The following is a 26,768-nucleotide window of genomic DNA, read 5'->3' on the forward strand; positions in this document are numbered from 1 at the left end:
AGCTTTTGGATATCAACAGGTTTTCAGGTTGACTCCCTGATGATCAGTTCTGTTTTCAATACTTTTGTCACGGCCTTCCAGTCGCTCACATCCCTGTTGATCTGATCAATCAACAACTGGGCTGCGGTCATCCCGATCTCTGCTATCGGTTGAGCGACAGTTGTTAAGGAGGGGGCCATTAGTGCCGACGCATAATCGTTGCTAAAGCCGATAATGGCAATATCTTCGGGAATTTTTAAGCCTCTTTTTTTGATTACCTGAATGGCTTCTATTGCCGTTGGATCGTTTACCGCAAAGATCGCGTCGGGCGGGTTTTCCAGATTTAACAGGTGGTTTACATAAATCTTAACTTTTGAAAGGCCCAGGTCGTAAGAAATGATGAGTTCCTCATCTATTTCTATATTGTTTTTCTTAAGTGCAGATTTATAGCCATTGAGCCTGCGTTCACTTATTCTCAACGAAACCGGACCCGCAAGATGGGCAATTCGTTTTCTGCCATTTTTTATTAAATAATCAACGGCATTGTAAGCACCCTCAAAATCATCCACAATTACTTTTGGAACTTTCATTTCATCGCATACACGGTTGAAGAATACGATTGGAATCCCCTTTCTTTCAAAGATTTTTAAGTGGTCGTAGTTCTTGGTTTCGCGGGTAATAGATACGATTATGCCATCAACCTGGTTGGCCAGCATCACTTTGGTGTTGGCTACTTCAGTTTCGTAGGTTTCGTTTGATTGGCTGACAACGGTATTGTAGCCAGCCTGGGTAGCTACTTCCTGCGCGGCTATGATTACCTGTGGAAAATAGGAACTCGAAAACTCGGGAACGATGATGCCTATAGTATTTGTTTTTTTACTGATCAGGCTTATGGCAAGCATGTTCTTCTGATAATCTAGCTTTTTTGCCAGTTCCAATACCGCTTCCCTGGTTTTGAGGCTTACATTGGCATGGCCTGTTAAAACCCTTGATACAGTTGATTTCGACAGGTTAAGTGCCCTGGCAATATCTATAATGGTAACCTGGTGCTTTTTCATCGTTAAAATATCTGCTGTGGTGCAATCACAAAATTCATTATTTACAATATACAACATATTAATTGATTGGGGAAAGGATTTTGGGAATGTTCCCAAATATTGGGACCGTTCCCAAAGCAATAAGTTTTTTGAAAGCTGCGAGGTTCTTTTACTGTACCTTATATTTGAATTAACCATTTATAAATCTCACCCTAAAAAGGTCAAAAACATCAAACTTGAAAAAAGCGATATTATTTATCAAGCTACTTCTTCTTGTATCTACAGTGAAAGGGGCAGTTTTGAATACTGAAATTAAAATGATCAGTCCCGATGGTCATATTTCAGCTGAAATATCTCAAAGTGACGGACGTTTATTTTATACCGTAAAGGCTGGTCAGCAGTTACTGGTCAATAATGGCACAATGGGGCTGGTTATTGATGGCATTGCATACGGGAGCCGTGTTAACAGCCTTTCTATTTTAGCAAAGCGTACAGCCAGTACGGGAAATAAAGTGTATCATATATACACATTGTTGTTAGAAGAAGCAGGAAGAAAATATAACATCGAATTTCGGTTTTCCAATGAGGGGGCTGCCTTTCGGTACATTTTTGATAGCAAAGCAGCACAACATGTAAGCAAAGAGCTTACTTCCTTTGTGCTTCCAAAATCGAGGGTATGGTTTTTTGAGCGGAATAGTGCGTGGAAGCTGAAAAGTTACGCAGGTTTATGGCAAAATACCACGGCAGATAGCCTGGATATAATATCAGGTCAGGGGCCCGTACAGGGGAAACCTTTATTATTCGAACTTCCGTGCAAAAAATACGCAATGCTTACCGAAGCGGCGCTGTATAATTATAGCGGAATGCGTTTCAAAGCTTTAAACAATAGGGTATTGCAGGTTGATTATACAGAAAAGAACGGGTTTAAAGTTACGGGCAACCTGATTACGCCATGGAGGGTTTTATTGTATGCCAAAGACCTGAATACGCTGGTGAATAGTACGATGATCAATGACCTGAACCCTGAACCGGATAAGGAATTGTACGCTGACCAAAGCTATATAAAACCCGGAAGATCAGTCTGGAGCTGGATTACCAGGGATAAAAACTATATGCAGCCTGAGGAAGAAATGAAATTCATAACAGCTGCCAGCGAACTGAATTTTGAATATACTTTATTGGATGAGGGATGGGAAACGATCTGGCCCGACAAATGGAAGCAGTTAACTGAAATCTGCAGTTTCGCAGCAGGTAAAAAGGTGGGCGTATGGGTATGGAAGAACTCAAAAGCACTTAGAGAGCCCTCAAAAAGAGACAGTTTTCTGGATAGTGTGTGCAATGCAGGCGCTGTTGGTATAAAAACAGACTTTATGGACAGTGAGGCAAAAGAACTGATCGATTTTGAGATCGGATTTTTAAAAGCCTGTGCAGCAAGAAAACTGATGGTCAACTTCCATGGCTGCCATGCGCCTACCGGAGAAAGAAAAACCTATCCAAATGAAATGACCAGGGAGGGGATCCGTGGGATGGAACTGAATATCATGAAAGAACCCATACCAGCTTGGCACAATGCTGCGCTACCTTTTACCAGGCTGGTACTCGGCCATGGCGATTATACCCCCGGCTTGTTCTCTAACAAGGCCAATACCACCAATATACACCAGCTGGCATTGTTTTTTCTGTTTAATTCCCCCTTCCAGTGTATGGCCGAAAATCCGATAAAATTATTGACAGATAGCCAGTTTAAGCCTGTTATTCCCTTGCTAAAAAAACTGCCTGTTATCTGGGATGAAACAATTGTACTTAAATGCAGTGCCATCGGAGAAATTGCGGCCTTCGCAAGAAGGAAAGGAGATACATGGTACATCGCTGCAATTAATGGTTCAACGGAAAATAAAGAAATCTCCTTTAATGCAGATTTTTTAAAGACGAAGAAAAAATATAAGGTTATCGCGATCAACGATGCACCCGATGGCGGTTTTTTGAGAACAAGGTCAACAATCGGTGCAACTGAGGTTATACAAACAGTAATTGGCCCCAATGCCGGACTGGTGATGGAGATCAGTCCCTCAGGTAATTAATTCTGATGATGAAAAAACATATCCCTTCTATAGTATTGATTGTGTTTTCACTGGCTGCATTTAGCCAATCGAATATAAGAAAACAAGTTGCCACAAGGTATGCCTGGACCGGCAGTCCGGTAGAAAGTAATGGTGCCAATGTTTTCAATGCAGAAGGATTTCCCTTGTCGCCGTTCAGAACAGACAATTGGAAAAGTATAACAGAAGGAAAAAAATAATACAGAATATTTTTATGATCACAAATCAAGGAGGCGAAAAGAGACAGCTGCGATCTAACGAACTCGCGGCAGATCTTGCCATTATAGGCGGCGGGGTATCTGGAACCTGTGCTGCAATTACGGCTGCAAGGCAAGGGTTAAAGATTGTCCTGATACAGGACAGGCCCGTGCTTGGCGGAAATGCGAGCAGTGAGGTAAGGTTATGGATGCTGGGCGCTACATCACATATGGGAAATAATAACCGCTGGGCCAGGGAAGGTGGTGTTGTGGATGAGCTGATGGTTGAAAATATGTACCGTAACCCCGAAGGAAATCCGTTGATTTTTGATACGGTTTTGCTCGATAAAGTTGTTTCAGAGCCAAATATTACTTTATTACTGAATACCGGAGTATATGATGTAGAGAAATCAGCCGCAGATCAACTGAGCGCCATAAAAGCTTTTTGCAGTCAGAATTCTACCGAATATATCGTACACGCACCACTTTTTTGCGATGCATCAGGAGATGGCATTGTGGCCTTTCTGGCAGGTGCAGCGTTTAGGATGGGTGCCGAGGCCAAAGAAGAATTTGGAGAACAGTTTGCGCCAACAAAAGAATATGGGGAACTGCTTGGCCATAGCCTGTATTTTTACAGCAAGGATACCGGCAAACCCGTAAAGTTTGTAGCCCCTTCTTATGCGCTGGATGATATTACAAAAATCCCCAGGTTTAAAAATTTTAATGCCAGGGAGTACGGATGCAAACTTTGGTGGCTGGAGTATGGAGGAAGACTGGATACCGTGCATGATACCGAAAAAATAAAATGGGAACTCTGGAAAGTAGCCTACGGTGCATGGAACTATGTAAAAAACTCAGGGAATTTTCCCGAAGCCGAAAACCTGACGCTAGAATGGGTAGGTACCATACCGGGCAAAAGAGAGAGCCGCCGTTTCGAAGGCGAATACATCATCAAACAACAGGATATCGTTAATCAGCAACTGCATAATGACGCTGTCGCATTTGGTGGCTGGAGCATAGATTTGCACCCTGCAGACGGGGTGTTCAGCGAGAAACCCGGTTGCAATCAATGGCATAGCAAGGGCATTTATCAGATTCCCTACCGCGCTTTGTACAGCCGCAACATCAGAAATCTTTTTCTGGCTGGTAGGATTATCAGTGCAACACATGTTGCCTTTGGCTCTACTAGGGTTATGGCTACTGCTGCCCATGCGGCACAGGCAGTAGCCATGGCAGCGAAAATCTGTAAAGACAAAAATCTGTTGCCAGCGGATATCTATCATAAAGGATTTATACCCGAACTACAGACTGAGCTGCTGCGCAGTGGGCATCATATTCCGGATCTTGTACTCAACGATGCGCTCGATCTTGTACGAAGTGCGCAGGTTACAGCATCCTCCGAGCTATTGCTGACAGGTCTTCCTGAAAGTGAACTGTTTAAGCCACTTGAGTTTTCTGTTGCACAGATGATCCCCCTAAAAGCAGGTGCAATCGGGGCCTTTGTTGTACATGCGGAAGGAGATGTGGCAACGGAGCTGGAAGTGGAACTTAGGATCAGCAGTAAAAAGAGCAACCATACGCCAGATTTGACCATAAGTAAAGTTTCACTGCCAATAAATGTTGGGCGCAATTGCTTGCAGATCAGCTTTGATGCGGCAATGCCCGAAGAAACTTATGCATTTCTTACCTTTATGAAGAATCCTGATGTTAAACTGCAGTTCTCAGCGAAGCGGGTTACGGGATTATTGTCTGTGTTCAACGCCATTAATAAGGAGGTCTCCAATTATGGAAAACAAAGCCCGCCAGCGGATATCGGGGTAGATGAGTTTGAATTCTGGTGCCCAAAGCGCAGGCCCGAAGGGCACAATATTGCATTTAACTACGCATCTGGCATCAATGCTTTTGGTGCTGCAAATGTTACCAATGGTATAGACAGGCCAGTTTCTGCGCCAAATGCATGGGTGGCCGATTGGGAAGATAAGAATCCGGCACTAACCATCAGCTGGAAAGAAATCAAGACCGTTAAACGGATCGAGTTATTATTTGATACCGATTTTGATCATCCGATGGAGTCTGTCCTGATGGGGCACCCCGAAAATGTGATGCCGTTTTGCGTAAGAAATTATATAATTAAAGACGATAAAGAGAACGTTGTTTTTACTAAAACCGGTAATTATCAAACCCGGAACATCATTGAGCTAACTGAGCCTTTAAAGACCAGCAGCCTAACAATATATTTGGAACATCCTTCAGATGAGGTACCTGCGGCTTTGTTCTCCGTGCGTTGTTATCAATAATACTAAATAGCAGATAAATTAAATGGGAAAATTAGATTTTGTGGTAATGGCCGTTTTTGCCTTACTTATATTCGGTATCGGACTTACATTTACCCGTGTGGGAAGTAAAAGCGGACAAGCTTTTTTCGAAGCCGGGGGAGAAACACCCTGGTGGATCAATGGCTTATCCTTGTTTATCAGCTATTTTTCGGCCGGAACCTTTGTGGTTTGGGGATCTATCGCTTATAAACATGGGCTGGTTGCCAATGCAATACAGTTAACAATGGCCATCAGTGGCTTAATTGTCACCTTTTTTATTGCCGGAAGATGGAAAAAAACAGGAGTTGCAACAGCAGCCGAATACATCGGCAAACGTTTCGGTGCGGCCGAAAAACAGTTTTATACCTATATGACCTTACTGCTGAGCCTGTTCACTACTGCTGCAGTATTGTATCCGGTTGGTAAAATGGTACATGTAGCAACGCCATACTCACTAGAAACCTGCATTATTGTAATCGGGTTGATCATTGTGGTATATACAGCTGCTGGTGGATTATGGGCGGTTTTAGTGACTGACGTAGTTCAGTTTGTAATACTTACAGCAGCGGTACTGATTGTGATCCCTATTGCTTTTTCCCAGATCGGCGGACCGGCAAACCTTGTGGCAAAAGCCCCTCCCCATTTCTTTGAGCCTTTTAACCAGGACTATACCTTTGGATTTATGCTTGCTTTTATTGTATATCAGACCTTTTATATCGGCGGAAACTGGTCGTACGTGCAACGTTATACCAGTGTGTCTAACCAGAAAAACTCAAAAAAGGTAGCGGGTATATTTACTATATTGTATTTTGTAAGCCCTTTTATCTGGATGATCCCACCGATGATCTACCGGATAATCAATCCAAATCTTCAGGGATTGGAAAGTGAGGATGCATACATGATGTTGATCCAAAAAGTAATGCCGGCAGGTTTGATAGGGCTTGTGCTGGCCGGAATGGTTTCTGCCACATCCAGTAAAGCCAATACAACGATTAATATGGCCTCAACCGTTTTTGCGCAGGATATTTATAAAAACCTGCTCAGGCCTAAAGCTTCAGAAAAAGAGGTGATCTGGATGGCCCGATTCTTTACCCTGGTTTTTGGCGTATTAACAATCGTTGTTGCCATTTGGATTCCAAGTGCAGGTGGAATTGTTGAAGTGGTTTTAAGTACTGCCTCTATCGCAGGGGGAGCATTGTTTGCACCGATCATCTGGACGCTTTTTTCTAAACGTCAAACCGGATTTTCAGTGGTTACCGCTACTGTGGCGTCATTGCTGATCAACCTGTTCTTTAAAGTAATTACACCCGGTATCTGGGGTTTAAAGCTTGATCGTACCATGGAAACCTGCATGGGGATGGGCATTCCAATAGCGGTTCTTTTGTTTTTCGAAATATATTATACTGCTAAGGGACATATTTCCATTAAGGTAGAAGAAATGGAGCAGGAAAAAGAGCTTACCGCGGTTAATGTTCTAGATCCGGCCCTCCATATTGAGGCTGCAAAACAAAATAAATTCGGAATAGGTGTAATTGCACTTTCAATGGGCATTGTGGGGATTGGTATTGGAATACTCGGGTATATCGCAAAGGATTTTTCAATTACAGTAATGACAGTTGGGGGCCTAATCCTGATATCGGCAGGGTTAATATGGCGGGTGGCCAGTAAAAAGTTGATTGCTTAAGGCAAACAGTACAAAAGTTGATAGAGTGGGTGCTTTTTTACGATCAGGAGTAGAATGCTATAAATACATGAAAGCCCATCCAAAGGCGAGGTAAAAACAAAAATATATTAATATGATACAATTCTTTTTAAAGTACAGAAGCAGCAGATTATTCATTTTTTTGCTTGTTTTTAGTCTGAATGCTTTCAGCCAAACCAATAACAATACATTACACTTATTTGTAATTGGAAATAGTTTTTCGCAAAATGCGACCAGTTTTCTGCCTCAAATGGCCAAAGAAACGGGTAAAAATTTAATTATTGGCAGGGCAGAACTTGGCGGTCATTCTTTGGAGCAACATTGGGGTTATGTAGAAAAATTTGAAAAGGATTCAACCGATGTTAAAGGAAAGCCATACGGAGGCAAATCGTTGAAAATGTTATTATCGCAGGGTACCTGGGATGTAGTAACCATTCAGCAATATTCATACCTTTCCGGCGATTCATCAAGCTACAATCCATATGCGAAAAAACTTGTAGACTATATTAAAAAACTTCAGCCAAATGCAGAAATCGCGATTCACCAAACCTGGGCTTACCGTGCTGATGCAAAGAAATTCGGGAGAGTTGGGCCAGCGCAATTGGCTAAAAACCAGTTGGAAATGTGGCAGAAATCCCGTGAAGCATACCACAAACTAGCAAAACAGTTTAATGCCAGGCTTTTACCTGTTGGCGATGCGTTTGAAGAAGTGGCAACCAATAAAAAATATGGCTATAAAAAGGATACAACTTTCAATTTTGAACATCCTGTTGCATCCAATTTACCTGATCAAACTCATTCTATCAATGTGGGCTATTTTTGGAACAAACAAGAATTAGCCTTTGATCCAAACCATGCTAATGATGCCGGGAAATATTTAGGCGGTTTGATTTGGTACGGGATACTTTTTAAGGATTCACCAAAAAAAATAAGATTTAAACCCGCATCTGTTTCAGATGATTTTAAAAGTTATCTGCTTGAGGTTGCGAATAAGGTTATAAAGGTTTCCAAAAACTGATTTTTGTGATATCAATCTCCTTCAATAATGTTATTTGACAATTACGTTTCTCTTCTCTTTCTCAATTTCATCAGTCTAGCATGCTCGTTGTATTCTGTCAATTTAGTGCCTAGCTTGCGATTCGCTTTAAATCAGTTATAAATTTATTGCTTATCCGAAATTTTGACGACCCTTTTTGGGGCAAAGACATTTTCGAATGATTTTGCCTCATTTTTTTTGTTCCTAATTTATCATTTTACCTTTAGAATGTAGCCTAAGCCATATACGTTTTCTATGCTTACGTGGTCTGAGGCCTTAAAGAGCCGCCTTAGCCTGGAAATAAAAACTTCAAGGCTCTTTCCATTAAAATAATCGTCATTTCCCCACAGCGCCAATAAAATATCTTTCTTTTTAACTACCTGATTAATATTTCCGGCCAAACGGTCTAATACTTCGGATTCTCTAACGGTTAAGGAAACTTCTTTACTGTCGGGCATCTGTAGAAACAGCTGATCTTTTTGGTACCTGATATCGCCTATATTGATAAATCCTGAACTGGATGAAGATTGTACAGTTGGAACGCCTGAAAACTTATTGATGATATTGCCTATCCTAAGTACCAGCTCTTCAATTTCGAAGGGCTTCGAAATATAATCTATTGCACCAATCTTGAGACCGCGAAGACGATCCTGTTTCTCGTTGTGTGCGGTAAGAAAGAAAAATGGTTGGCTGGCGTTGATTTTTACCATCTCTGAGGCCAGGTCAAAGCCGTTCATATCTGGCAACTGTACATCAATAATAACCAATTTGTTATCAAGGCGGTTTGCGCTATAATATACCAATGCTTCTGTAGCAGTCTTGAACCATAGCACACTAAATCCCCGCAATTTCAGGTATTCCGAAATCACATTACCCAGGTCTATTTCATCTTCAATTATTACGATATCATAAAGCATAAAATTCTTTGGATTAATGATTTGTACTTATTATAGCTTGCTCCTTAGGGATATGCACCAGAAATTCGGTACCGTTTCCTGGTTCTGTTCTCACGCTGATTTCCCAGCCATGAATATCAATACATTGTTTAACGTAATATAAGCCAAGCCCCAGGCCCGAAACCGCATTATCCTTGCCTGCACGGAAAAACTTATCGAATATTTTTTCTCTCATTGCGTCTTCAATTCCTTTCCCATTATCTTTAATGTGAAGGGTATAACCATCTTTATTGGTGGTGATAAAGAGTACAGTCATTTTTATATCGCTATGATTGTGCTTAAAGGAATTGTCGAGGATATTTTGTAACATGGTGGTAAATACAAAAGGATCCATCATAATCAGTATTTCCGAACCATGAGGATCAAAAGTAAGGCTGTCTGGAGCCTGGACTTTTATTTTATAGTCGTTAACCAAAGTAAGAACCGCATAGTTAAGGTCTGTTTCTTCCAGATGGACGTTGTTGTTGATTTCCGAAATCTCGAGCATCTGGTTAATATGAGAGTGAAGTCGTCGGGCTTGTCTTTCTACAATATTTACGAGTGCATTTACGCGTATCCTGTCATTAAGTACCTCATCTTCGTGCAGGCTTTTGCTTGCTACCAAAATGGTGGTAATGGGGGTGTTAAATTCATGTTTAATACTGTTTAGGAAATCGGATTTAACATCCGTTTCTTTTTTCTGCCGCATCCAGCTGATATAGGTGTAATAATTAATGCCTACGATAATAATGATGCAAAGTGCAACCAATAAAAATGTTGGCAGCATTTGATAGGCAACTTTTAATGTGCGGCCCGGAGGATCGACAAAAAGATTAAAGGTAACTCTGTAATCGTATACCAGTTTGCCACTAACAGAGAGGTTGGTTACCCTGTTCTGAACGTTCGGATCAGTCAGTGTGCCATCAATTATAACGCCAAATGGTGTTTTTTGGTCTGCTTTGAACAAGGTATCGGTACTGGTGTCAAATATGGGGATGTTGCCGATATTGGTATCAAAGTTAATTTCTATTGACTGGAAAGTGAGCAAATACTGCAGATTGGAATCTAACCCATTCCTTTTAACGATCGAGCGGAAAACACTATCCATAGTGCTTTCCTTCTGCAGGTCTTTTAACAATGTGTTGCTAACGCTCTGCGCGCGTTTAACAAATTCTTTTTTGTTGCTTAAGTATGCTTGTTTGAGCGCGGGCATATTTCTGGAGAGGATCGAATCGATAATCTTTCCGCCGCCCTTATATACTTTGTCTTCAGATATACTGCGCCCATATTCGTCGTTAATCAGCGTTTTTTCTTTTAAGCTATAGTCCCTGTCTCTCAGAACGTAAGAATTATAGGTTAACCTGAGCTGTACCAGAAGCAAAATCAGAAAACTGACCAACACCACTGATTTATATATACGATCTTTCATTTTATCCTTTAAAAATAGCCGTATTATTTCATAAATACCATAACGTTAAGCTTTTGTTAGGTTTCTGTTACGTTTTCGTTCGACAAATTCTTTCAATGTCGGGTGTAGCTTTGAATACTGGAAAACAGATCTCAATAAAAACCAGATCAATGTTGATCTACCGGGATGAATAAGTATCTGTAATCCAGTAACTCTTTCAAACAAATAACACCAATCACATAACAAAAAAAGAGAAATGACCTTTAAAAGGATTTTATCATTATTGCTTATCGTTTCGGGAACGATAGCTGTTTACCCGGTAATGGCCCAACAAAAATCGGCTAATAAGCCACTGCCCGAACTTCAACAGGATTTTGTTGACCTTGGGCTGGGCATGTTTATCCATTATGGGATGCCAACTTTTATGGATCAGGACTGGTCTGACCCTGATGCCGACCTTTCATTGTTCCAATCGCCAAAACTCGATGCAGACCAGTGGGCAAAAGCCGCAAAATCTGCTAACATGACCTATGGTTGCCTTACCACAAAACACCATAGTGGTTTCCCGATCTGGAATACCAAAACAACAGCTTATAACGTAATGAATACGCCGCTAAAGCGCGATGTAGTTAAGGAATATGCAGATGCTTTCCGCAAAAACGGATTAAAGGTAATGTTATATTATTCCATATTGGATACCCACCATGGCATCCGCCCAAACCAGATTACAGCAGCCGATGTTAAGATGATCAAAGATCAGATTACCGAACTGCTGACAAATTATGGCGAAATCACAGCACTGATTATCGATGGGTGGGACGCCCCATGGTCGAGGATTTCTTATGATCAGGTACCTTTTGAAGATATCTACTACCTGATTAAATCATTACAGCCAAACTGTTTGGTAATGGATTTAAATGCAGCAAAATATCCTACACAGGCGCTATTTTATACCGATATCAAATCTTACGAACAGGGTGCAGGGCAGTTTATTTCTAAAGAAAACAACAAGCTCCCGGCACTTGCCTGTCTTCCCCTGCAGGCCAACTGGTTCTGGAAAACCTCTTTCCCAACCACTCCGGTAAAAAATGTACCTGAGTTGGTAAACAAATTTATCATTCCTTACAACGGAGCATATTGCAATTTTATTCTCAATGTAGCGCCAGGTAAAAACGGCTTAATAGATGATAACGCTTTGGCAGCGCTTAAGGAAATGGGGCAGATTTATAAAAAATCTACAGATCTTCCACGTATTCCTGCGCATGCTGCGCCGATTATTTCGAGCAACATAGCCAAGCACGTAAAAAGTAACAGCAGCTGGAGCGATGATATGAATATCATGGATTTTGCCAATGATGATGATTTTGGTTCGAGCTGGTCGTCCAATCACACCGTAAAATCGCCATGGTATGAACTGAATTTCGAAAAAGCCGTTCCCTGTAACCTGGTGGTACTTACTGCGGGCAATAACCGAAAAGCTACCTACAGTTTACAGTACTATGCAAATGGTAAATGGAATGCATTAGCTGCAAAAAATGAGGGGGAGAAAAAGGTGAGTATTTTTAGATTCGAGCGTATCTGGTGCGAAAAAATAAAGGTAATCATTACAGGCTTCGATAGCCCGCCCGCTATTGCTGAGCTAGAGGTGTTTAACGAAAGAAAATAAGATGGGTTAGCCGGATCATTTTTGGCCCGGCTAATTTATTAACCGCTCTTGTTTGATATACGGATGGAAATTGACTACTCCAAGCGATACCGACAAACATTTTTTAAAATAACCTAACATAAAAACCAACCAAACTTTATGAACCAAAATTTTACTATTAAGGTAAGGCATTTGCCTTATCTGGGAAACCTCTGGGTACTGTTCGCAGTATTTGGTGCCTGTTTATTGCTTTTGGGCAGTCCCACTTATGCGCAACAGGGTGCAACAATCAAAATTACCGGTACCGTTAAAGATTCGCTTGGCCTGGGCATTCCGGGCGTAAGCCTTCAGGTTAAAGGCCAGAGCGGCATGGGAACCATTACCGATGGCGATGGTAAATTCTCGCTGAACACCACAGCCAAATCTACAGTTGTGGTATCATCTGTGGGTTTCAAACAGGTCACTTTTATAGCCGATCCGCTAAAGTTAAAGGTAGATCTGGTACTGCATTCGGATGATAACAATCTTTCGGATGTAGTGGTTACCGCCTTTGGAAAGAAGGAGCGGAGAGAAGCCATGGTAGGATCTGTTACCAGCATTACCCCTTCGAAGTTGAAGATCCCATCCAGCAACCTAACCAATGCCCTGGCCGGACAGATTGCCGGGGTAGTGGCCTACCAGCGGAGCGGCCAACCAGGATTGGATAATTCTACCTTTTTTATCCGTGGGGTAACTACCTTCGGTTACAAGCAAGATCCATTGATCCTGGTGGATAACGTGGAGCTTACGCCAACCGATCTGGCTCGGCTACAAGTTGACGACATTGCAAGTTTCTCGATCTTAAAAGATGCCAGTGCCACGGCCTTGTATGGTGCCAGAGGGGCTAACGGGGTAATCTTGGTTACCACAAAGGAAGGCGTTGAAGGCAATGCGAAAGTAAATGTACGTTTTGAAAATTCGATTTCGCAGGCTACACAAAACCTCGAAATTGCCGATCCCATTACTTTTATGAAGATGTACAATGAGGCCATCACCACACGAAATCCTTTAGGCGTGCCAAGGTTTAGCCAGAACGATATTTATAACCGCGAGCAGACTTTAAGTGGTGCGCCGGGGAGCAACAAGTATGTTTATCCCGCTGTAAACTGGATTGATGAACTTTTTAAAACCAGCACCAATAACCAACGCTTAAACGGAAGCGTAAGCGGAGGCGGAAAGATTGCAAGATACTACATCGGTACCTCTTATAACCGCGATAACGGGATATTAAAGGTAAGTCCGGTGAATAATTTCAACAATAACGTTAAACTCGAAAACTACCAGCTCCGCTCAAATGTAAACATCAATGTTACGCCGACCACAGAAGTGGTACTCAGGCTGTCGGGAACTTTTGATGAGTACAACGGGCCGATTACCGATGATGGCTCTTTCTCTGCCGACCTTTATAAAAAGGCGCTTCATACCAGCCCTGTGCTATTCCCGGCCTTTTACCCGGCCGATCCTTCGCTGGGGATCGATACCCACATCCTATTTGGAAACAGCTCAACCGAAGGCACAGGAAATACTGTTGGTTTTTCCAATCCTTATGCAGATATGATGAAGGGATATAAGTCTTTTTCCAGGTCAAGAATGTCTGCCCAGCTCGAGCTGAACCAAGACCTTAACTTCTTGACCAAAGGCCTGTCTTTTAAAGGAATGTTTAACACCAATAGATATTCTTATTTCGACCTGACCAGAAAATATTCGCCGTTTTTTTACAATGTGGCATCCTATGATAGGATCAGCAATCAATATAGCCTCAACTGGATCAACAACCAGCCGGGCCAGGCTTCAGAGTACCTGAGTTTTGAACCAGGGTTTAAAGACATTAATACATTTGTGTATATGCAGGCTGTTTTGGATTACTCGAGGCAGCTTGGTAGTAAAAACAATATCAGCGGTACATTGGTAGCCACAAGGCAACAGCGTTTATATGCCAATGCAGTAGATCCGGCAACCAATTTATCCAGTCTTCAATATTCGCTTCCCTATCGGAATGTTGGCCTATCGGGAAGGTTGGGTTATAATTACGATAACCGTTATTTTGCCGAATTTAACTTTGGCTACAACGGATCGGAGCGCTTTGCCGAAAAGAACAGGTTTGGTTTCTTTCCAACTATTGGCGGTTCGTGGGTGATTTCGAACGAAGCTTTCTGGAACGGAGGGTTAAAAGATGCTGTAAATAGGCTTAAACTGCGCGCCAGCTATGGCCTCGTAGGTAATGATGCCATTGGCGCACAGCGTTTCTTCTATCTTTCCAACGTGAACCTAAATGGTGGTAACCCCGCTTATTTCGGTCAGGCCAACAGCGTTACCAGGCCAGGGGTAAGCATTACCAATTATGCAAATGATGCTGTTACCTGGGAAACTTCCAGACAAACGAATATCGGATTGGAAATCAGCCTTTTTAAAAGCCTGAATATCATTGCCGAAGTATACAAACAACACCGTTATAACATCCTGATGGAGCGTGCTTCAATTCCATCAAGCATGGGCTTAGAATCGGGGGTAAGTGCCAACCTGGGTACTGCAGATTCTAGAGGTATTGATTTCTCAGCAGATTACAGTAAAACTTTTAGGGGCGGGTTCTGGATGTCGGGCAGGATGAACTTTACCTTTTCGCAGAATAAATATGGACAATATGAGCAGCCAGCCTATAAAGAGCCATGGAGGATACTTTCCGGGCAGAAAATAGGCGTAAGATGGGGCTATATTGCCGAACGTCTTTTTGTTGATGATCAGGAAGCTGCAGCTTCTCCTACGCAGCTTTTTGGCGCTGGCGCCTCGGCGCCTAAGGGAGGAGATATCAAATATACCGATGTAAACAATGATGGCAAGATTACCGAAGCCGATCAGGTATTTATTGGCCTTCCTTCCACACCCGAAATTGTTTATGGCGCAGGGCTGTCAATGGGATTTAAAAAGATCGACCTTTCACTTTTCTTTCAAGGTGTAGGCCGGACGAGTTTCTTTATTGATCCATCTCAGGTTAGTCCATTCCTATCCAACAGGCAGGTACTTCAGCCCTTTGCCGATAGCCACTGGACAGAAGAAAATCAGGATCTATATGCAAAGTATCCGCGTTTGGGAACCACCACCTCCGAGATCAGTAATAACCTCCAAACCAGTTCCTGGTGGATGCGTGATGGTGCTTTTATCAGGCTCAAGTCGGTAGAAATCGGCTATACTTTTCCTGATAAGTTATCAAAAAAGGCATTTCTGTCTAACTGCAGGATTTATTTCAATGCTTTAAACCCGCTCACCTGGAGCAGGTTCAAAGACTGGGATCCGGAACTGGCTTCAAATGGCTTCAGCTATCCGATCCAGAAGGTATATAACATCGGCATCAATGTAAACCTATAAGCACGTTTGTAATGAAATTCAACATAAAACTTCTCATACTCCTTGCAGTGATTTCGGGAATGGTCCTTTCCTGCAAGAAATACCTGGATGTAACGCCAGATAATGTGGCCACAATCGATTATGCTTTCAGAAACAGAAACGAGGCCGAAAACTATCTTTTTACCTGTTACTCTACCCTGCAGAACATGGGGCCGTCCAATAACGATGCTGCTTTTACCACTTCCGGAGAGATTTATTTCCCCAACACCTTAACCGAGGCGACATTGGGCAGCAGGGATGCGGAGCAGGGGTTCCACCTGATTAGGGGTGTACAGTCTACGGATAATCCATCTTTAAATTATTGGGACGGGGAACAGCTTGGCCAGCCTATTTTTAAAGCAATCAGGAGATGTAATATTTTTCTGGAAAATATCGACCGTCCGAAGGATCTACCACAATTTGAACGAAACCGCTGGATTGCAGAGGTAAAGTTTTTAAAGGCATATTATCACTTTTATCTGTTAAGGATGTATGGCCCTATTCCTTTGATTAAACAGAACCTGCCCATAGATGCCGGTACGGATGAGGTAAGGATAAAACGTGCGCCCGTTGACGAGGCTTTTGCTTATATCGTATCGTTATTGGATGAGGCCACGCCCGACCTTCCACGTACCATACAGGATCCTGCCAGGAGTTTAGGCCGAATTACACAGAATATTGTCCTATCAGTTAAAGCTGAGGTGCTTACCACACAGGCGAGTCCTTTTTTTAATGGCAATCCCGATTATACTGGTTTTAAGGATAAAGATGGTGTAAACCTGTTTCCTGCGGCCTTTAGCGCAGAAAAATGGAACAAAGCCATGCTGGCCTGCCAGGCTGCAGTAAAATCATGCGAGGAAAGTAACCTTTCACTTTACCGTTTTACCTCTCCGGGTAACCTTCCAACTATACCTGGGCCATTGAAAACCGTGATGGACATCAGGCAGAGTATTACCGAAAACTGGGAAAAAAACGCGGAAGTAATTTGGGCACTGAATCCTGAATTCGGTTTACAATCAATGGCTATGCCGAGGCTCACCAATGCCATGGTGCAGAATATGGGCGGCGCACCGGGCAATTTTGCCGTGCCTCTTGGGATGGCCGAACTGTTTTATTCGAAAAATGGCGTGCCAATGGCTGAAGATGCGGGCTATGATTACCGAGGACGTTACACTGTCGCTGCGGCAGGTACGGAAAGTAAATACTATTTAAAAAACGGTTACCAGACCATAAAAATGCACATGGACCGGGAACCTCGCTTTTATGCCGATCTGTCTTTCGATGGAAGCTGCTTTTTTGGCAATGGACAAACTGATCCTGAGAATATGCTCTATGTGCAGGCCCGTGGCGGAACTTCATTGGCCGGCCCTAAAGACAATATCAGGGTTAATGTATCGGGCTACTGGCCAAGCAAACTGGTAAATTACCAATCTGTTTTTGGTACCGAGGTTACCCAGGCAAGTTTCAGGATGCCGCTAATCAGGCTGGCCGGACTTTATCTGCTGTACGCAGAAACGCTTAACGAGGTAAATGGCCCTACGGCAGATGTTTATACTTATATCGATAAAGTACGCGCACGTGCAGGTTTAAAAGGTGTTAAAGAATCGTGGGCAAGCTATTCTACTAATCCAGGAAAGGCTTCCAGCAAAGATGGCCTCAGGTCGATCATTCAACAGGAAAGGCGCATTGAACTGTGTTTTGAAGGAAGAATAGGGTGGGACTTAAGGCGCTGGAAAGTGATGCAGGATGTGTTGAGCAAACCACTTCAGGGCTGGAATATCCAGGATACCACACCTGAAGGTTATTACCGTCAGCGTAATCTGGTAATTCCTGTATTTGGCCTGAAAGACTATTTGTGGCCACTTAAATATAACGACCTGATTGTAAATCCGAACCTGGTTCAAAATCCTTATTGGTAAATTAAATAGAAGATGATGAAAATTAGATCAAAAATATATAACAGGCTTTTTGCATTGCAGTTTATTGCCATGCTACTTGTGGCCTGCTCGTTTTACTCGTGTAAAGAAAGTGAAGGTTTTAATGAGGTGGTATCGAAAGATATGACAAAACCTGGAGCACTCACCGGAGTAAAAGTAGAAAACCTGGCTGGAGCTGCGGTAATTTCTTATGTGCTGCCCAATTCCGAAAACCTGCTGTATGTACAGGCAGAATACCGGATCAATTCGCGGACTGTAAGGCAGAGTAAATCTTCTTATTATAGCGACACGATCAAGGTAGAAGGCTTCGAAAAAAGCGGAGATTACGATGTTACGCTTTACGCAGTATCGCGTGCGAATGTGAAAAGTGATCCTGTACAGGTACGTGTACACCCTGCAACCCCATCTTATCTGTCCGTTTATCCAACAGTTCAGCTTCAGGCTGATTTTGGTGGGGTAAATGTAATCGCCAGTAACCCGGCTAAGAAACCAATAGGGGTGATTGTGATTTCCAATGATAAAACAACTGGGAAAATGCTTCCGATAGAACAGTTCTACACCGAAGCCGAAAATATTAATTTTAGTGTAAGGGGATTTGACACCCTAAAAAGAGATTTTGGCGTATATGTAACCGATAGATGGGGAAATATATCCGATACCTTATATAAATCAATCAGTCCCATATTTGAGATTATGGTACCAAAAGCGCAGTTCAGCGAATATCGGCTACCATCAGATTCTCCATTGGGTGCAACAGGCCTTGGTTGGAATACTTCGAGGTTATGGGATAACAATACTTCCGATCCCGGCTGGCATACAGAGGCCGGTTATGGCAAGCCTCTTCAGCTCTGCACATTTGATATGGGTGTACTTGCCAAACTCAGTCGATATAAATTGTGGGAAAGGGGAGAAGCCTATGGTAACGATTATTCTTATAATCACGGTAATCCTAAGGCCTGGACACTCTGGGGATCAGCCAAAACTGCACCGGCAGATATCGAATTACCGGTAAGCTCGGCAAAAGGAACTGTTGTAGGCGATTGGATCAACCTGGGGAATTTTACCTGTCCTCCGCCTCCCTCTGGTAATGCACCCGGACAAACCACACCTGTGGATCTGGCCGCAGTAAAAGCCGGTTTTGAATTTAACATTGCACTTGATATTCCTAAAGTGAGGTTTATCAGGCTGGCCGTTAACTCGACCTGGGGAAATGCAGATTTTGCCCACGTGATGGAATTATCTTTTTGGGGAAATACCAATTAAAAATTAAAGAAGATGACAACTAAACATATCAACAGCATTTTAATGGTTTTTATGGCCATTATAGTTCTTTGTGGCTGTAGCAAGGATGCACTTGATTACAGAAAATACCTTGATGGAAAAGAACGCATATATCCAGGCTTTGCCGGCAAAGTTGGTGCAGCGCCAGGCAATTACAGGATAAAACTGAACTGGAAGGCAAGTCCCGATCCAAGTGTAACCCATTACCGGATATTCTGGAACAATTCGGCAGATTCATTGGAAATGAAAGCGCCAGACCGCACTATCACTGATGTATCGATAATTATTCCCAAACTGGTAGAGTATAATTATTCCTTTATCATTTATTCTTATGATAAGGCTGGCAATAAATCGGTGCCTGTTCAGATTAGCAACGTAAAGGTTTATGGCGATAGCTACAAATCGAGTCTAACCAACAGGTTTCTGGTTTCAACCGATCCTTATCAGCTGGATGACAACGGCATTACACTTAATTTTGAAAAACCAGATACCATCAATATTACAACTGAGATACGCTATACCTATAAAGATGGTACCATTCATAAAAGTGCGTTAAGTCCTGATGAAAATTCGATCAGGCTGGCCGATTACAAAACCGGAACAAAGATTTATTTCAGGTCGGCCTATGTGCCGGTAAAATCGGCTATTGATACCTTTTATACAGCTGATTACGATTCTTTGAGCAATATTATGGTGCCGGTGGATAAATCACTGTTCCGTCCGCTAAAGCTAGCGAATGATGTGGGTACTTATTCGAGCGAAACCTCGTTATCGCAACTTTGGAATGGCAATAAAGCACCAACCGCATATCCGGATATTTTCCATAGCGATGACAAAACGCCGCTTCCGCATCACTTCACTTTTGATATGGGAAAAGCAATAACGAACCTTACACAGTTTGAAATCATCGGGCGCAATGGTTATAATAATCCTACCAAATTTGAGATCTGGGGAATCGCCGACCTTACAGGAGCGGAAACCCAGTCGCCAGGCAATTCACCAGGGTGGACAGCAGAATCGAAAGGAAGAGGATGGACACTGCTTAAAACGGTAGAACGCTCAGATGATGGATCGGCACCATTTAAAGTTGCCTTGCCTGATGGCCTGCCCGCAATGCGGTATATCCGGATTCGGGTAATTGAAGTGGCCAGTGGCGATGCCTATTACAGCAATATTAGTGAAGTATCGTTCTGGAATAAATAGGGGGCTCTTCTGTATAATGGAGGAACAATACGATTATGAATAATACTAAAGCAAGCATTTATTTACTAGTCCCAATTTTTTTATTGGGACTGGTTTCAAAATCCAAAGCCCAGGCTAAGGATCAGTCGAACAAAGCGATAAACACCCCTGATTCTGTATGGAAAGAGCACTGGTTTGAACATCAGGAAGAACTGAAACTGATAGAAAGCAATGCACATGTGGCTGTTTTTTATGATAAAAACATGCCGCTCAACGTTAAATGGCCTATTGCTGTAATGGCAGACTGCTGGGCCTACGTTAAACGCAACTATGGCGATTTCGGACCGGACCCAAAACTGTATGTAATCCTACACCGCGCAATGGGTAAGGATTATGGAGGAGGGCATCCATCACCTTTTTTTGATGCGAGCCATGATTACCGGAACGTGATCGATTGTGGTTTAGCGCAATGGAATAATCCTACAGGCGAACAGATTGGCATGCCGATACACGAGATGGGACATATCGTAACCAGTGCCAGCCATGGTACAAAAGGCTCGCCTGCTGATGTACTGTGGGGAGATAGTAAGTTTATGGAGATTTTTAATTATGATGTGCTCAAAAACATAGGTATGACCAACGAAGCCCATGAAGTATTTATCCAAATGCAGACCCAGTACGACGACTTTCCGAGATCGGGAACACAGTGGTTCAAAAACTGGTTTTTCCCTATTTATAGTAAGTATGGTGAAGGAAAGCTACTCAATAGGTATTTTGAACTCCTGGCACTAAACTTTCCAAAAAACAAAAATGGGCGGTACAAAAGAGATCTGAATTTTGGAGAATTTATTCATTTCTGGAGTGGTGCATCTGGAGTAAACCTACAGGATGTTGCAGAAAAAGCCTTTGGTTGGCCGATCGAATATGATCTTCAGTTTAAACAGGCCCAAAAGGATTTTCCGAAACTAAACTATGAAACTAAAGGTAGCAGCAGATAAGGTGCTTGTTATCATTTAAAATATTCGCTTTGATGTTCTGTTAAATCAGGAGCCTGAGCAGACATCAATGGATGAGGTATCCGGTGAGGACCGGTCATAAATTCAGCCTTAATGAGATCTGATTCTTATTATGTGCTGATTAATTTAGTAAAACATAGGCTGTGGTGGATACCAGGCCTATGTTTATTTATACAGCAATCCAGTTCGGATAGCAGGTAGTAAAGTAGTGCTCATGAATACATTTAAAGAAAAGAAAGCTTATGAATAATCGTAATGCCTTGATAGGGTTAATAGCTTGCATTAAGATTAGCTTCGCTGAGCACTGCGTGGTTCCAGCCTGCGCGCGAATGACGGCCCGTTTTAGTTATTTGTCATCCTGAGCTTGTCGAATAACCTGTTTATAAAATTACAGGCATTTCGACAAGCTCAATGTGACAGATTTATAAATGCTCTACGATTTAATAAAGGCTAAAATATCCTTATTAATTGTTTCTGCCTCTGTTGTAGGCATACCATGAGGGAAACCCGGGTAAGAGATCAGTTTACCGTTTGGCAACAATTTTGCCGCTCTTGGTGCCTGATTAAAAGGAACGATCTGGTCGTCTTCTCCATGCAACACCAATACCGGAATTTCCACACTTTTTAAGTCTTCGGTAAAATCTGATTCCGAAAATGCTTTAATCCCTTCATAATGTGCCAATACAGACCCCATCATGCCCTGGCGCCACCAGTTGTGTTTTATTCCTTCCTGAACGGTTTTACCATCCCGGTTCCAGCCGTAAAATGCTACAGGGAAATCGTAAAAATATTGGGCTCTGGTAAAGCCTGTACCTTGACGGATTTCATCAAATATCGCCAATGGCACACCTTCCGGATTGCTCTCATTTTGGATCATAATCGGCGTTACTGCACTGATTAAAACTGCTTTTGCAACGCGGCCTTTTCCATGTTTTGCCACGTAACGGATTACTTCACCACCACCTGTGGAGTGGCCAATATGGATGGCATCTTTCAGGTCGAGTGCCGCTGTAAGTTCTGCAATGTCGGCTACATAGGTGTCCATATCATTACCATTGGCGCTTTGACCTGAGCGGCCATGCCCGCGGCGGTCATGCGCAATCACCCGATATCCCTGTTTCAGGAAAAACATCATTTGTGTATCCCAGTCATCTCCAGATAATGGCCATCCATGATGAAAAACGATAGGCTGTCCTGTTCCCCAATCTTTGTAGTAAATTTCAGTTCCGTCTTTTACTTTAATTGTACTCATAGCTTTTTTATAGATTAATTTTAATTGTTTAAAGCAGTTTTTGCGAATTACCCAAAACTAATAATTGATGTTAAGGTAACCATTAAACTGTATGTTAAGTTTCGTACTCACTTATTACAATTTGTGATCCAATTTTTAAGTATTTGATTTTTAATTGTTTAGTGGTTTTTTGTTGAATATTCATTTGCGTTATTTCGTTAATTTACGTTAGTTATTGTCTTAACGGATTTTAGCAATTATTCCAGGTAAAATCACGTTATATCGTTAGCTGTTTTGTTAAAACAACAACCCTTTAAAGCTCAAATAACTGGTTATTTGTTGATTATATTTGTGGTTTATTCTTTGTTAAAGACAAGCCATGCATTACACCCTTCTTCAGTTTCTTATTTTACTTTCAGTAGCTTTCCTGTTAATCATGTTGGCTCAAAAGGTAAAAATTTCCTACCCTATATTTTTAGTGCTGGCGGGTTTGGGAATAAGTTATATTCCCGGGATTCCTGCCATGTCGATCGATCCTGAAGTGATCTTCCTGATCTTTCTACCGCCCTTACTTTATGAGGCTGCCTGGTATACTTCGTGGAACGATTTCTGGCGCTGGCGAAGACCAATCAGTTTGCTAGCTTTTGGTTTGGTCATCATTACATCACTGGCTGTGGCATTTTTAAGTTCCTCCATGATCCCCGGTTTTACACTGGCTATGGGCTTTCTGTTAGGCGGAATTGTATCTCCGCCTGATGCTATTGCAGCCACGTCGGTACTTAAAAATATAAAGATTCCGAAACGCATTACCACGATATTGGAGGGCGAAAGTTTGGTTAACGATGCATCAAGTTTAATTGTACTCCGATTTGCCCTGGCTGCGGTAATTACTGGACAGTTTTCACTTTCGAATGCAGCCGGCGATTTTTTCTTAAGTACTGTAATGGGCATTGTGATCGGCTTGGCCATTGCACACGTATTGTATCTTATTCACCGTTTTTTACCCACCACTCCAAGTATCGACGCTGCCATTACGCTAATTTCGCCTTATTTTATGTATCTGGCAGCAGAGCAATTCCATTATTCGGGCGTAATGGCAGTGGTTAGCGGTGGTTTGTTCTTATCTTATCGTTCGCACGAAATTTTTGTAGATGGGCAAAGCCGCTTGCAGGCCATTAATGTTTGGGCAACATTAACCATCATTCTAAATGCTTTTGTGTTTATTTTAATTGGTTTGGAACTGCCTGTAATTATGGCCGGCTTAGAAGGTTATTCAATTTGGGAAGCTTTTAGTTATGGACTAATTATTAGTGCACTTGTAATTGTACTCCGCATTGCCTGGATTTATCCGGTAGCTTTTATACCAAGGTGGCTATCTGCCAGGGTAAGAAGGAGTGAAGCCCACCCAGGCTGGAAAGGTCCGTTAATTATCGGCTGGGCCGGAATGAGAGGAGTAGTTTCTTTGGCCGCGGCACTTTCATTGCCCATTACTACTGCTGCCCATATTAATTTTCCACACCGTAACCTGATCATCTTCATCACATTTGTGGTTATTTTGGTTACCCTGGTTTTTCAGGGGCTTACTTTGCCTTATATCATCAAGGCGATCAACATTTACGAAATTGATCCACTGGTGCCTGATGAGCAACAAGAGGCCAGCATTAAACAGCGGCTGTTAAATGTTTCATTAAACCGCTTAAGGGAAAACTATGCAGAGGAAATTGAAGGAATCGGATTGGTAAACGGTTTGAAAAATGAACTCGAGAACAGCTTAAACCATACCTCCAGAAGACTCGAATCGATGGAGTGCGAAGCAATCGAAAATGCAGAGATGGAAGTTTATAACCATATCTTAAAAGATATTTATCATATCCAGCGACAAGAACTTCACAAAATCCGCAAGGAGAAACAATTTAGTGATGAAATAATCAGGAAGCAGGAAATGCAGATCGATTTATCTGATACTAAAATTCCACATGGCAAAATAGCAATAAAATAATGGCTAAATGGTTGATACAGCAGTGGCGGGGCGCTACAAAATAAAATATTTTAACATCGTTCAAAGATCTCTTCTCCAAAGGAATTCCTATGGAACACTGCGGAGATGACGATACCTCGCGACTCCGCTACGATGACAGATTCTAAGATTAGGGTCGTCATTCCCGCGTAGGCGGGAATCTTAAAGCTTATTGCATTACGATTCCCAATCAAGTTGGGAATGACGACCCCGCAGAATATATTAATTCATTAAAATCCACTGCTATTGATATCAGTCTTATACAATAAATTACTTTTCAAGATAACAAATCACAGTGCTTAATCGACTCCAGACTCAGAACTACCAACTCTGGACTAAAACCTCAATTTTACCTGACAGCCTATTTAACAAATTCGAACTTTATTCCTAGTTTTTTAATTTTTGAATTTAATGTCGTAGAAGGGATATTAAGGATTTCAGCCGCGCCGCCCGGGCCAAATATTTTGCCTTTACACATCTTCAAAATGCTCATAATATGCTCCCTCTCCATCTCTTCCATCGTTTTAATTTTGAAATGATCTCCATGAGCAAAGCTTGCTGCCTGGGTAGGGTTTGGAAGATCAACTTTAGTAATCATTTCCCCTATAGTTAACAGCATACTTCTTTCTATCAGGTGCTCCAATTCCCTGACATTTCCAGGCCAGTAATAATCCTGCATTTCATTCAATACATCTGTAGATATTGAAGTAACCGATGAAGATCCTTTTTTGCCATATTTGTCAATAAAATAAGCAGCCAGAGCAGGTATATCTTCTTTTCGGTCTCTCAGGGAAGGCAACTCTATCGGGAAAACATTTAAGCGGTAATATAAGTCAAGGCGGAAACGGCCTTCTGCAACTTCTTTCTCCAGATTTCTGTTGGTGGCCGTAATGATTCTAACGTTTATCTTTTTGGTGTAATTTCCGCCCAAACGTTCAATTTCTTTTTCTTGGAGTACCCTTAATAGTTTTACCTGGGCTTCTAAGGGAAGTTCGCCTATCTCATCCAGAAAAATCGAACCTCCGTCGGCCTGTTCAAATTTACCGATCCGTTTTTCGTTTGCACCTGTAAATGCACCTTTTTCATGCCCAAAAAGTTCCGATTCAATTAAGGTTAAGGGTAAGGCTGCACAGTTTACGGTAATTAAAGGTTTGTTTTTACGGGGAGATAATTTATGGATAGTCTGGGCGATTTTTTCTTTACCGGTACCACTTTCTCCCAAAATAAGCACTGAAGTATCATCTGGTGCTACCAGTTCCAGTTTCTTAAATGCGTCGTGCAGTAAAGCACTGTTGCCGATAATGCCATTAAAATCCTTTTGGGTTTCTATAGCTTGTTCTTTTTTAATGATTGGCTTTTCAACTACAGGTAAGCCCGTAGCTGGAGTTTGAGCTATACTATCCTTACTTAAAATAATTTTAGCTAAAATGAGCTCCAGGCTTTTCTTAAACTGGCCAATAATACCCGAATGAACTTTTGTGTAGATATCTGAAAGCTGGTTGAAAAAAACGAACTGAAATACATCGGTATCTATTTCAATCTCGGTAATCAAGGCTGATTCAAGTTTGTAATGGTCTGAAAGTGCTTGTACCGATAGACTTTCCATTCTCAATTTCCGAAAATCATATCCATTAAAGATTGATTTCCCATTATGGGCAATTGCAGTGCTGTTCCAGGTTTTAAAATCACGATCTGAAATATTGGTTTTTTTCAATAAAGCGTCGGTGCTGAGGATATTGAATGTTCCGTCGGAAACACGGTTGATGTAAACATCTTTCGTAGTTGTGCGTGGCTTTGATCTGGTAATCCACATAAAATCGAAAGGTACAACGGGGTGTATCGCGGCACTGATTTGTTTCAAACGCAGGGAAACCGGTTCCTGCTTTTGCGCAATATGTTCAATCTGTTTATGGAGCGGTGGCTCTTTATGATGGTTATATTTCAGGTTTTGTTCATGTCTGTAACGGGCAATATCCAACATTACCATGAGGTCTTTTTCGCGGAAAGGTTTAACCAGAAAGCCATAGGGCAGGGTTGCTTTTGCGGCTTCTAAAATCCCCTGATTGGTGTTTGCAGAAATATAAATAAAAGGAACTCCCATTTCGGTAAGCTGGCCAGCCAGATCAATTCCCGTTTTGTCGCCCTGCAAAAAAATGTCCAACAGTATCCAGTCGGGTTCTTTGGCTGCAATCAACTCAAGCGCTTTTACCACCGATGGTGCTATCCCACACACTTTATAGCCAGCTTTTTCAAGCATGATCCTAAGATCGTTGGCTACAATAAATTCATCTTCTACAATTAAGATTTTCTGTTTCATTTTCTATTTCGGGC

The 26,768-nt window shown here is 42.0% G+C and carries 17 protein-coding genes; 12 read left to right on the forward strand and 5 right to left on the reverse strand.

What is annotated here, in order from left to right; genetic code table 11:
* Positions 1–23: 23 nt before the first annotated feature.
* Positions 24–1,037, reverse strand: coding sequence for a LacI family DNA-binding transcriptional regulator (locus AC07VK_RS22130; RefSeq protein WP_492955017.1), 1,014 nt, complete (start codon positions 1,035–1,037; stop codon positions 24–26).
* Between the two features lie 215 nt (positions 1,038–1,252).
* Between AC07VK_RS22130 and AC07VK_RS22135 the strand changes: the two genes are divergently transcribed.
* The 5 genes from AC07VK_RS22135 to AC07VK_RS22155 all read left to right on the forward strand — a co-directional run bounded on the left by AC07VK_RS22135 (position 1,253) and on the right by AC07VK_RS22155 (position 8,347).
* Positions 1,253–3,097, forward strand: a complete 1,845-nt coding sequence (locus AC07VK_RS22135; RefSeq protein WP_492959718.1) for a glycoside hydrolase family 97 protein — start codon at positions 1,253–1,255, stop codon at positions 3,095–3,097.
* 5 nt (positions 3,098–3,102) lie between these two features.
* The gene (locus AC07VK_RS22140; RefSeq protein WP_492959717.1) at positions 3,103–3,315 is read left to right on the forward strand and encodes a hypothetical protein; all 213 of its coding nucleotides are present in this window, start codon (positions 3,103–3,105) and stop codon (positions 3,313–3,315) included.
* Between the two features lie 14 nt (positions 3,316–3,329).
* Positions 3,330–5,609 carry an FAD-dependent oxidoreductase gene (locus AC07VK_RS22145; RefSeq protein WP_492959716.1) on the forward strand — a complete coding sequence of 760 codons (2,280 nt, stop codon included), beginning with the start codon at positions 3,330–3,332 and terminating at the stop codon, positions 5,607–5,609.
* A gap of 22 nt (positions 5,610–5,631) precedes the next feature.
* Positions 5,632–7,311 carry a sodium:solute symporter family protein gene (locus tag AC07VK_RS22150; protein WP_492959714.1) on the forward strand — a complete coding sequence of 560 codons (1,680 nt, stop codon included), beginning with the start codon at positions 5,632–5,634 and terminating at the stop codon, positions 7,309–7,311.
* A gap of 112 nt (positions 7,312–7,423) precedes the next feature.
* A complete protein-coding gene (locus AC07VK_RS22155; protein WP_492959712.1) occupies positions 7,424–8,347 on the forward strand; it encodes a DUF4886 domain-containing protein in 924 nt (307 codons plus the stop codon).
* 230 nt (positions 8,348–8,577) lie between these two features.
* Here the strand turns inward: AC07VK_RS22155 and AC07VK_RS22160 are convergent, their stop codons facing one another.
* Both AC07VK_RS22160 and AC07VK_RS22165 read right to left on the reverse strand, forming a co-directional pair.
* Positions 8,578–9,282 carry a response regulator transcription factor gene (locus tag AC07VK_RS22160; RefSeq protein WP_492955022.1) on the reverse strand — a complete coding sequence of 235 codons (705 nt, stop codon included), beginning with the start codon at positions 9,280–9,282 and terminating at the stop codon, positions 8,578–8,580.
* 13 nt (positions 9,283–9,295) lie between these two features.
* Positions 9,296–10,729, reverse strand: a complete 1,434-nt coding sequence (locus AC07VK_RS22165; RefSeq protein WP_492959710.1) for a sensor histidine kinase — start codon at positions 10,727–10,729, stop codon at positions 9,296–9,298.
* Between the two features lie 235 nt (positions 10,730–10,964).
* Here AC07VK_RS22165 and AC07VK_RS22170 point away from each other — a divergent pair, with 235 nt between their 5' ends.
* The 6 genes from AC07VK_RS22170 to AC07VK_RS22195 all read left to right on the forward strand — a co-directional run bounded on the left by AC07VK_RS22170 (position 10,965) and on the right by AC07VK_RS22195 (position 21,171).
* Positions 10,965–12,374, forward strand: coding sequence for an alpha-L-fucosidase (locus AC07VK_RS22170; RefSeq protein ID WP_492959708.1), 1,410 nt, complete (start codon positions 10,965–10,967; stop codon positions 12,372–12,374).
* Between the two features lie 138 nt (positions 12,375–12,512).
* Complete coding sequence (locus AC07VK_RS22175; protein WP_492959706.1) at positions 12,513–15,755, forward strand: SusC/RagA family TonB-linked outer membrane protein; 3,243 nt, start codon at positions 12,513–12,515, stop codon at positions 15,753–15,755.
* Positions 15,756–15,766: 11 nt separating this feature from the next.
* Positions 15,767–17,692, forward strand: a complete 1,926-nt coding sequence (locus tag AC07VK_RS22180; protein ID WP_492959704.1) for a RagB/SusD family nutrient uptake outer membrane protein — start codon at positions 15,767–15,769, stop codon at positions 17,690–17,692.
* 12 nt (positions 17,693–17,704) lie between these two features.
* Positions 17,705–18,973 carry a DUF5000 domain-containing lipoprotein gene (locus AC07VK_RS22185; protein ID WP_492959702.1) on the forward strand — a complete coding sequence of 423 codons (1,269 nt, stop codon included), beginning with the start codon at positions 17,705–17,707 and terminating at the stop codon, positions 18,971–18,973.
* A 12-nt stretch (positions 18,974–18,985) separates the two neighbouring features.
* Entirely contained in the window at positions 18,986–20,194 is a 1,209-nt protein-coding gene (locus AC07VK_RS22190; protein ID WP_492959700.1) for a DUF4998 domain-containing protein, read from the forward strand.
* A 35-nt stretch (positions 20,195–20,229) separates the two neighbouring features.
* On the forward strand, positions 20,230–21,171 hold the full coding sequence (locus AC07VK_RS22195) for a hypothetical protein (RefSeq protein ID WP_492959698.1): 942 nt from the start codon (positions 20,230–20,232) through the stop codon (positions 21,169–21,171).
* Positions 21,172–21,622: 451 nt separating this feature from the next.
* On the opposite strand, the gene AC07VK_RS22200 is transcribed toward AC07VK_RS22195, so the two are convergent.
* A complete protein-coding gene (locus tag AC07VK_RS22200) occupies positions 21,623–22,441 on the reverse strand; it encodes an alpha/beta fold hydrolase (RefSeq protein WP_131032265.1) in 819 nt (272 codons plus the stop codon).
* A 358-nt stretch (positions 22,442–22,799) separates the two neighbouring features.
* Between AC07VK_RS22200 and AC07VK_RS22205 the strand changes: the two genes are divergently transcribed.
* Positions 22,800–24,419, forward strand: a complete 1,620-nt coding sequence (locus AC07VK_RS22205) for a Na+/H+ antiporter (RefSeq protein WP_492959696.1) — start codon at positions 22,800–22,802, stop codon at positions 24,417–24,419.
* 379 nt (positions 24,420–24,798) lie between these two features.
* Here AC07VK_RS22205 and AC07VK_RS22210 read toward each other — a convergent pair whose 3' ends face one another.
* Entirely contained in the window at positions 24,799–26,754 is a 1,956-nt protein-coding gene (locus AC07VK_RS22210; protein WP_492959694.1) for a sigma 54-interacting transcriptional regulator, read from the reverse strand.
* Positions 26,755–26,768: the final 14 nt, after the last annotated feature.

The organism is Pedobacter sp. GW821-FHT01D05 (genome assembly GCF_059422505.1).

What these genes read in the sequence shown, in the direction of transcription:
- AC07VK_RS22130 (WP_492955017.1), bottom strand. Translation starts at nt 1,037, where the DNA reads ATGAAAAAGCACCAGGTTACCATTATAGATATTGCCAGGGCACTTAAC.
- AC07VK_RS22140 (WP_492959717.1), top strand. Translation starts at nt 3,103, where the DNA reads ATGATGAAAAAACATATCCCTTCTATAGTATTGATTGTGTTTTCACTG.
- AC07VK_RS22145 (WP_492959716.1), top strand. Translation starts at nt 3,330, where the DNA reads ATGATCACAAATCAAGGAGGCGAAAAGAGACAGCTGCGATCTAACGAA.
- AC07VK_RS22150 (WP_492959714.1), top strand. Translation starts at nt 5,632, where the DNA reads ATGGGAAAATTAGATTTTGTGGTAATGGCCGTTTTTGCCTTACTTATA.
- AC07VK_RS22155 (WP_492959712.1), top strand. Translation starts at nt 7,424, where the DNA reads ATGATACAATTCTTTTTAAAGTACAGAAGCAGCAGATTATTCATTTTT.
- AC07VK_RS22160 (WP_492955022.1), bottom strand. Translation starts at nt 9,282, where the DNA reads ATGCTTTATGATATCGTAATAATTGAAGATGAAATAGACCTGGGTAAT.
- AC07VK_RS22165 (WP_492959710.1), bottom strand. Translation starts at nt 10,729, where the DNA reads ATGAAAGATCGTATATATAAATCAGTGGTGTTGGTCAGTTTTCTGATT.
- AC07VK_RS22170 (WP_492959708.1), top strand. Translation starts at nt 10,965, where the DNA reads ATGACCTTTAAAAGGATTTTATCATTATTGCTTATCGTTTCGGGAACG.
- AC07VK_RS22175 (WP_492959706.1), top strand. Translation starts at nt 12,513, where the DNA reads ATGAACCAAAATTTTACTATTAAGGTAAGGCATTTGCCTTATCTGGGA.
- AC07VK_RS22180 (WP_492959704.1), top strand. Translation starts at nt 15,767, where the DNA reads ATGAAATTCAACATAAAACTTCTCATACTCCTTGCAGTGATTTCGGGA.
- AC07VK_RS22185 (WP_492959702.1), top strand. Translation starts at nt 17,705, where the DNA reads ATGATGAAAATTAGATCAAAAATATATAACAGGCTTTTTGCATTGCAG.
- AC07VK_RS22190 (WP_492959700.1), top strand. Translation starts at nt 18,986, where the DNA reads ATGACAACTAAACATATCAACAGCATTTTAATGGTTTTTATGGCCATT.
- AC07VK_RS22195 (WP_492959698.1), top strand. Translation starts at nt 20,230, where the DNA reads ATGAATAATACTAAAGCAAGCATTTATTTACTAGTCCCAATTTTTTTA.
- AC07VK_RS22200 (WP_131032265.1), bottom strand. Translation starts at nt 22,441, where the DNA reads ATGAGTACAATTAAAGTAAAAGACGGAACTGAAATTTACTACAAAGAT.
- AC07VK_RS22205 (WP_492959696.1), top strand. Translation starts at nt 22,800, where the DNA reads ATGCATTACACCCTTCTTCAGTTTCTTATTTTACTTTCAGTAGCTTTC.
- AC07VK_RS22210 (WP_492959694.1), bottom strand. Translation starts at nt 26,754, where the DNA reads ATGAAACAGAAAATCTTAATTGTAGAAGATGAATTTATTGTAGCCAAC.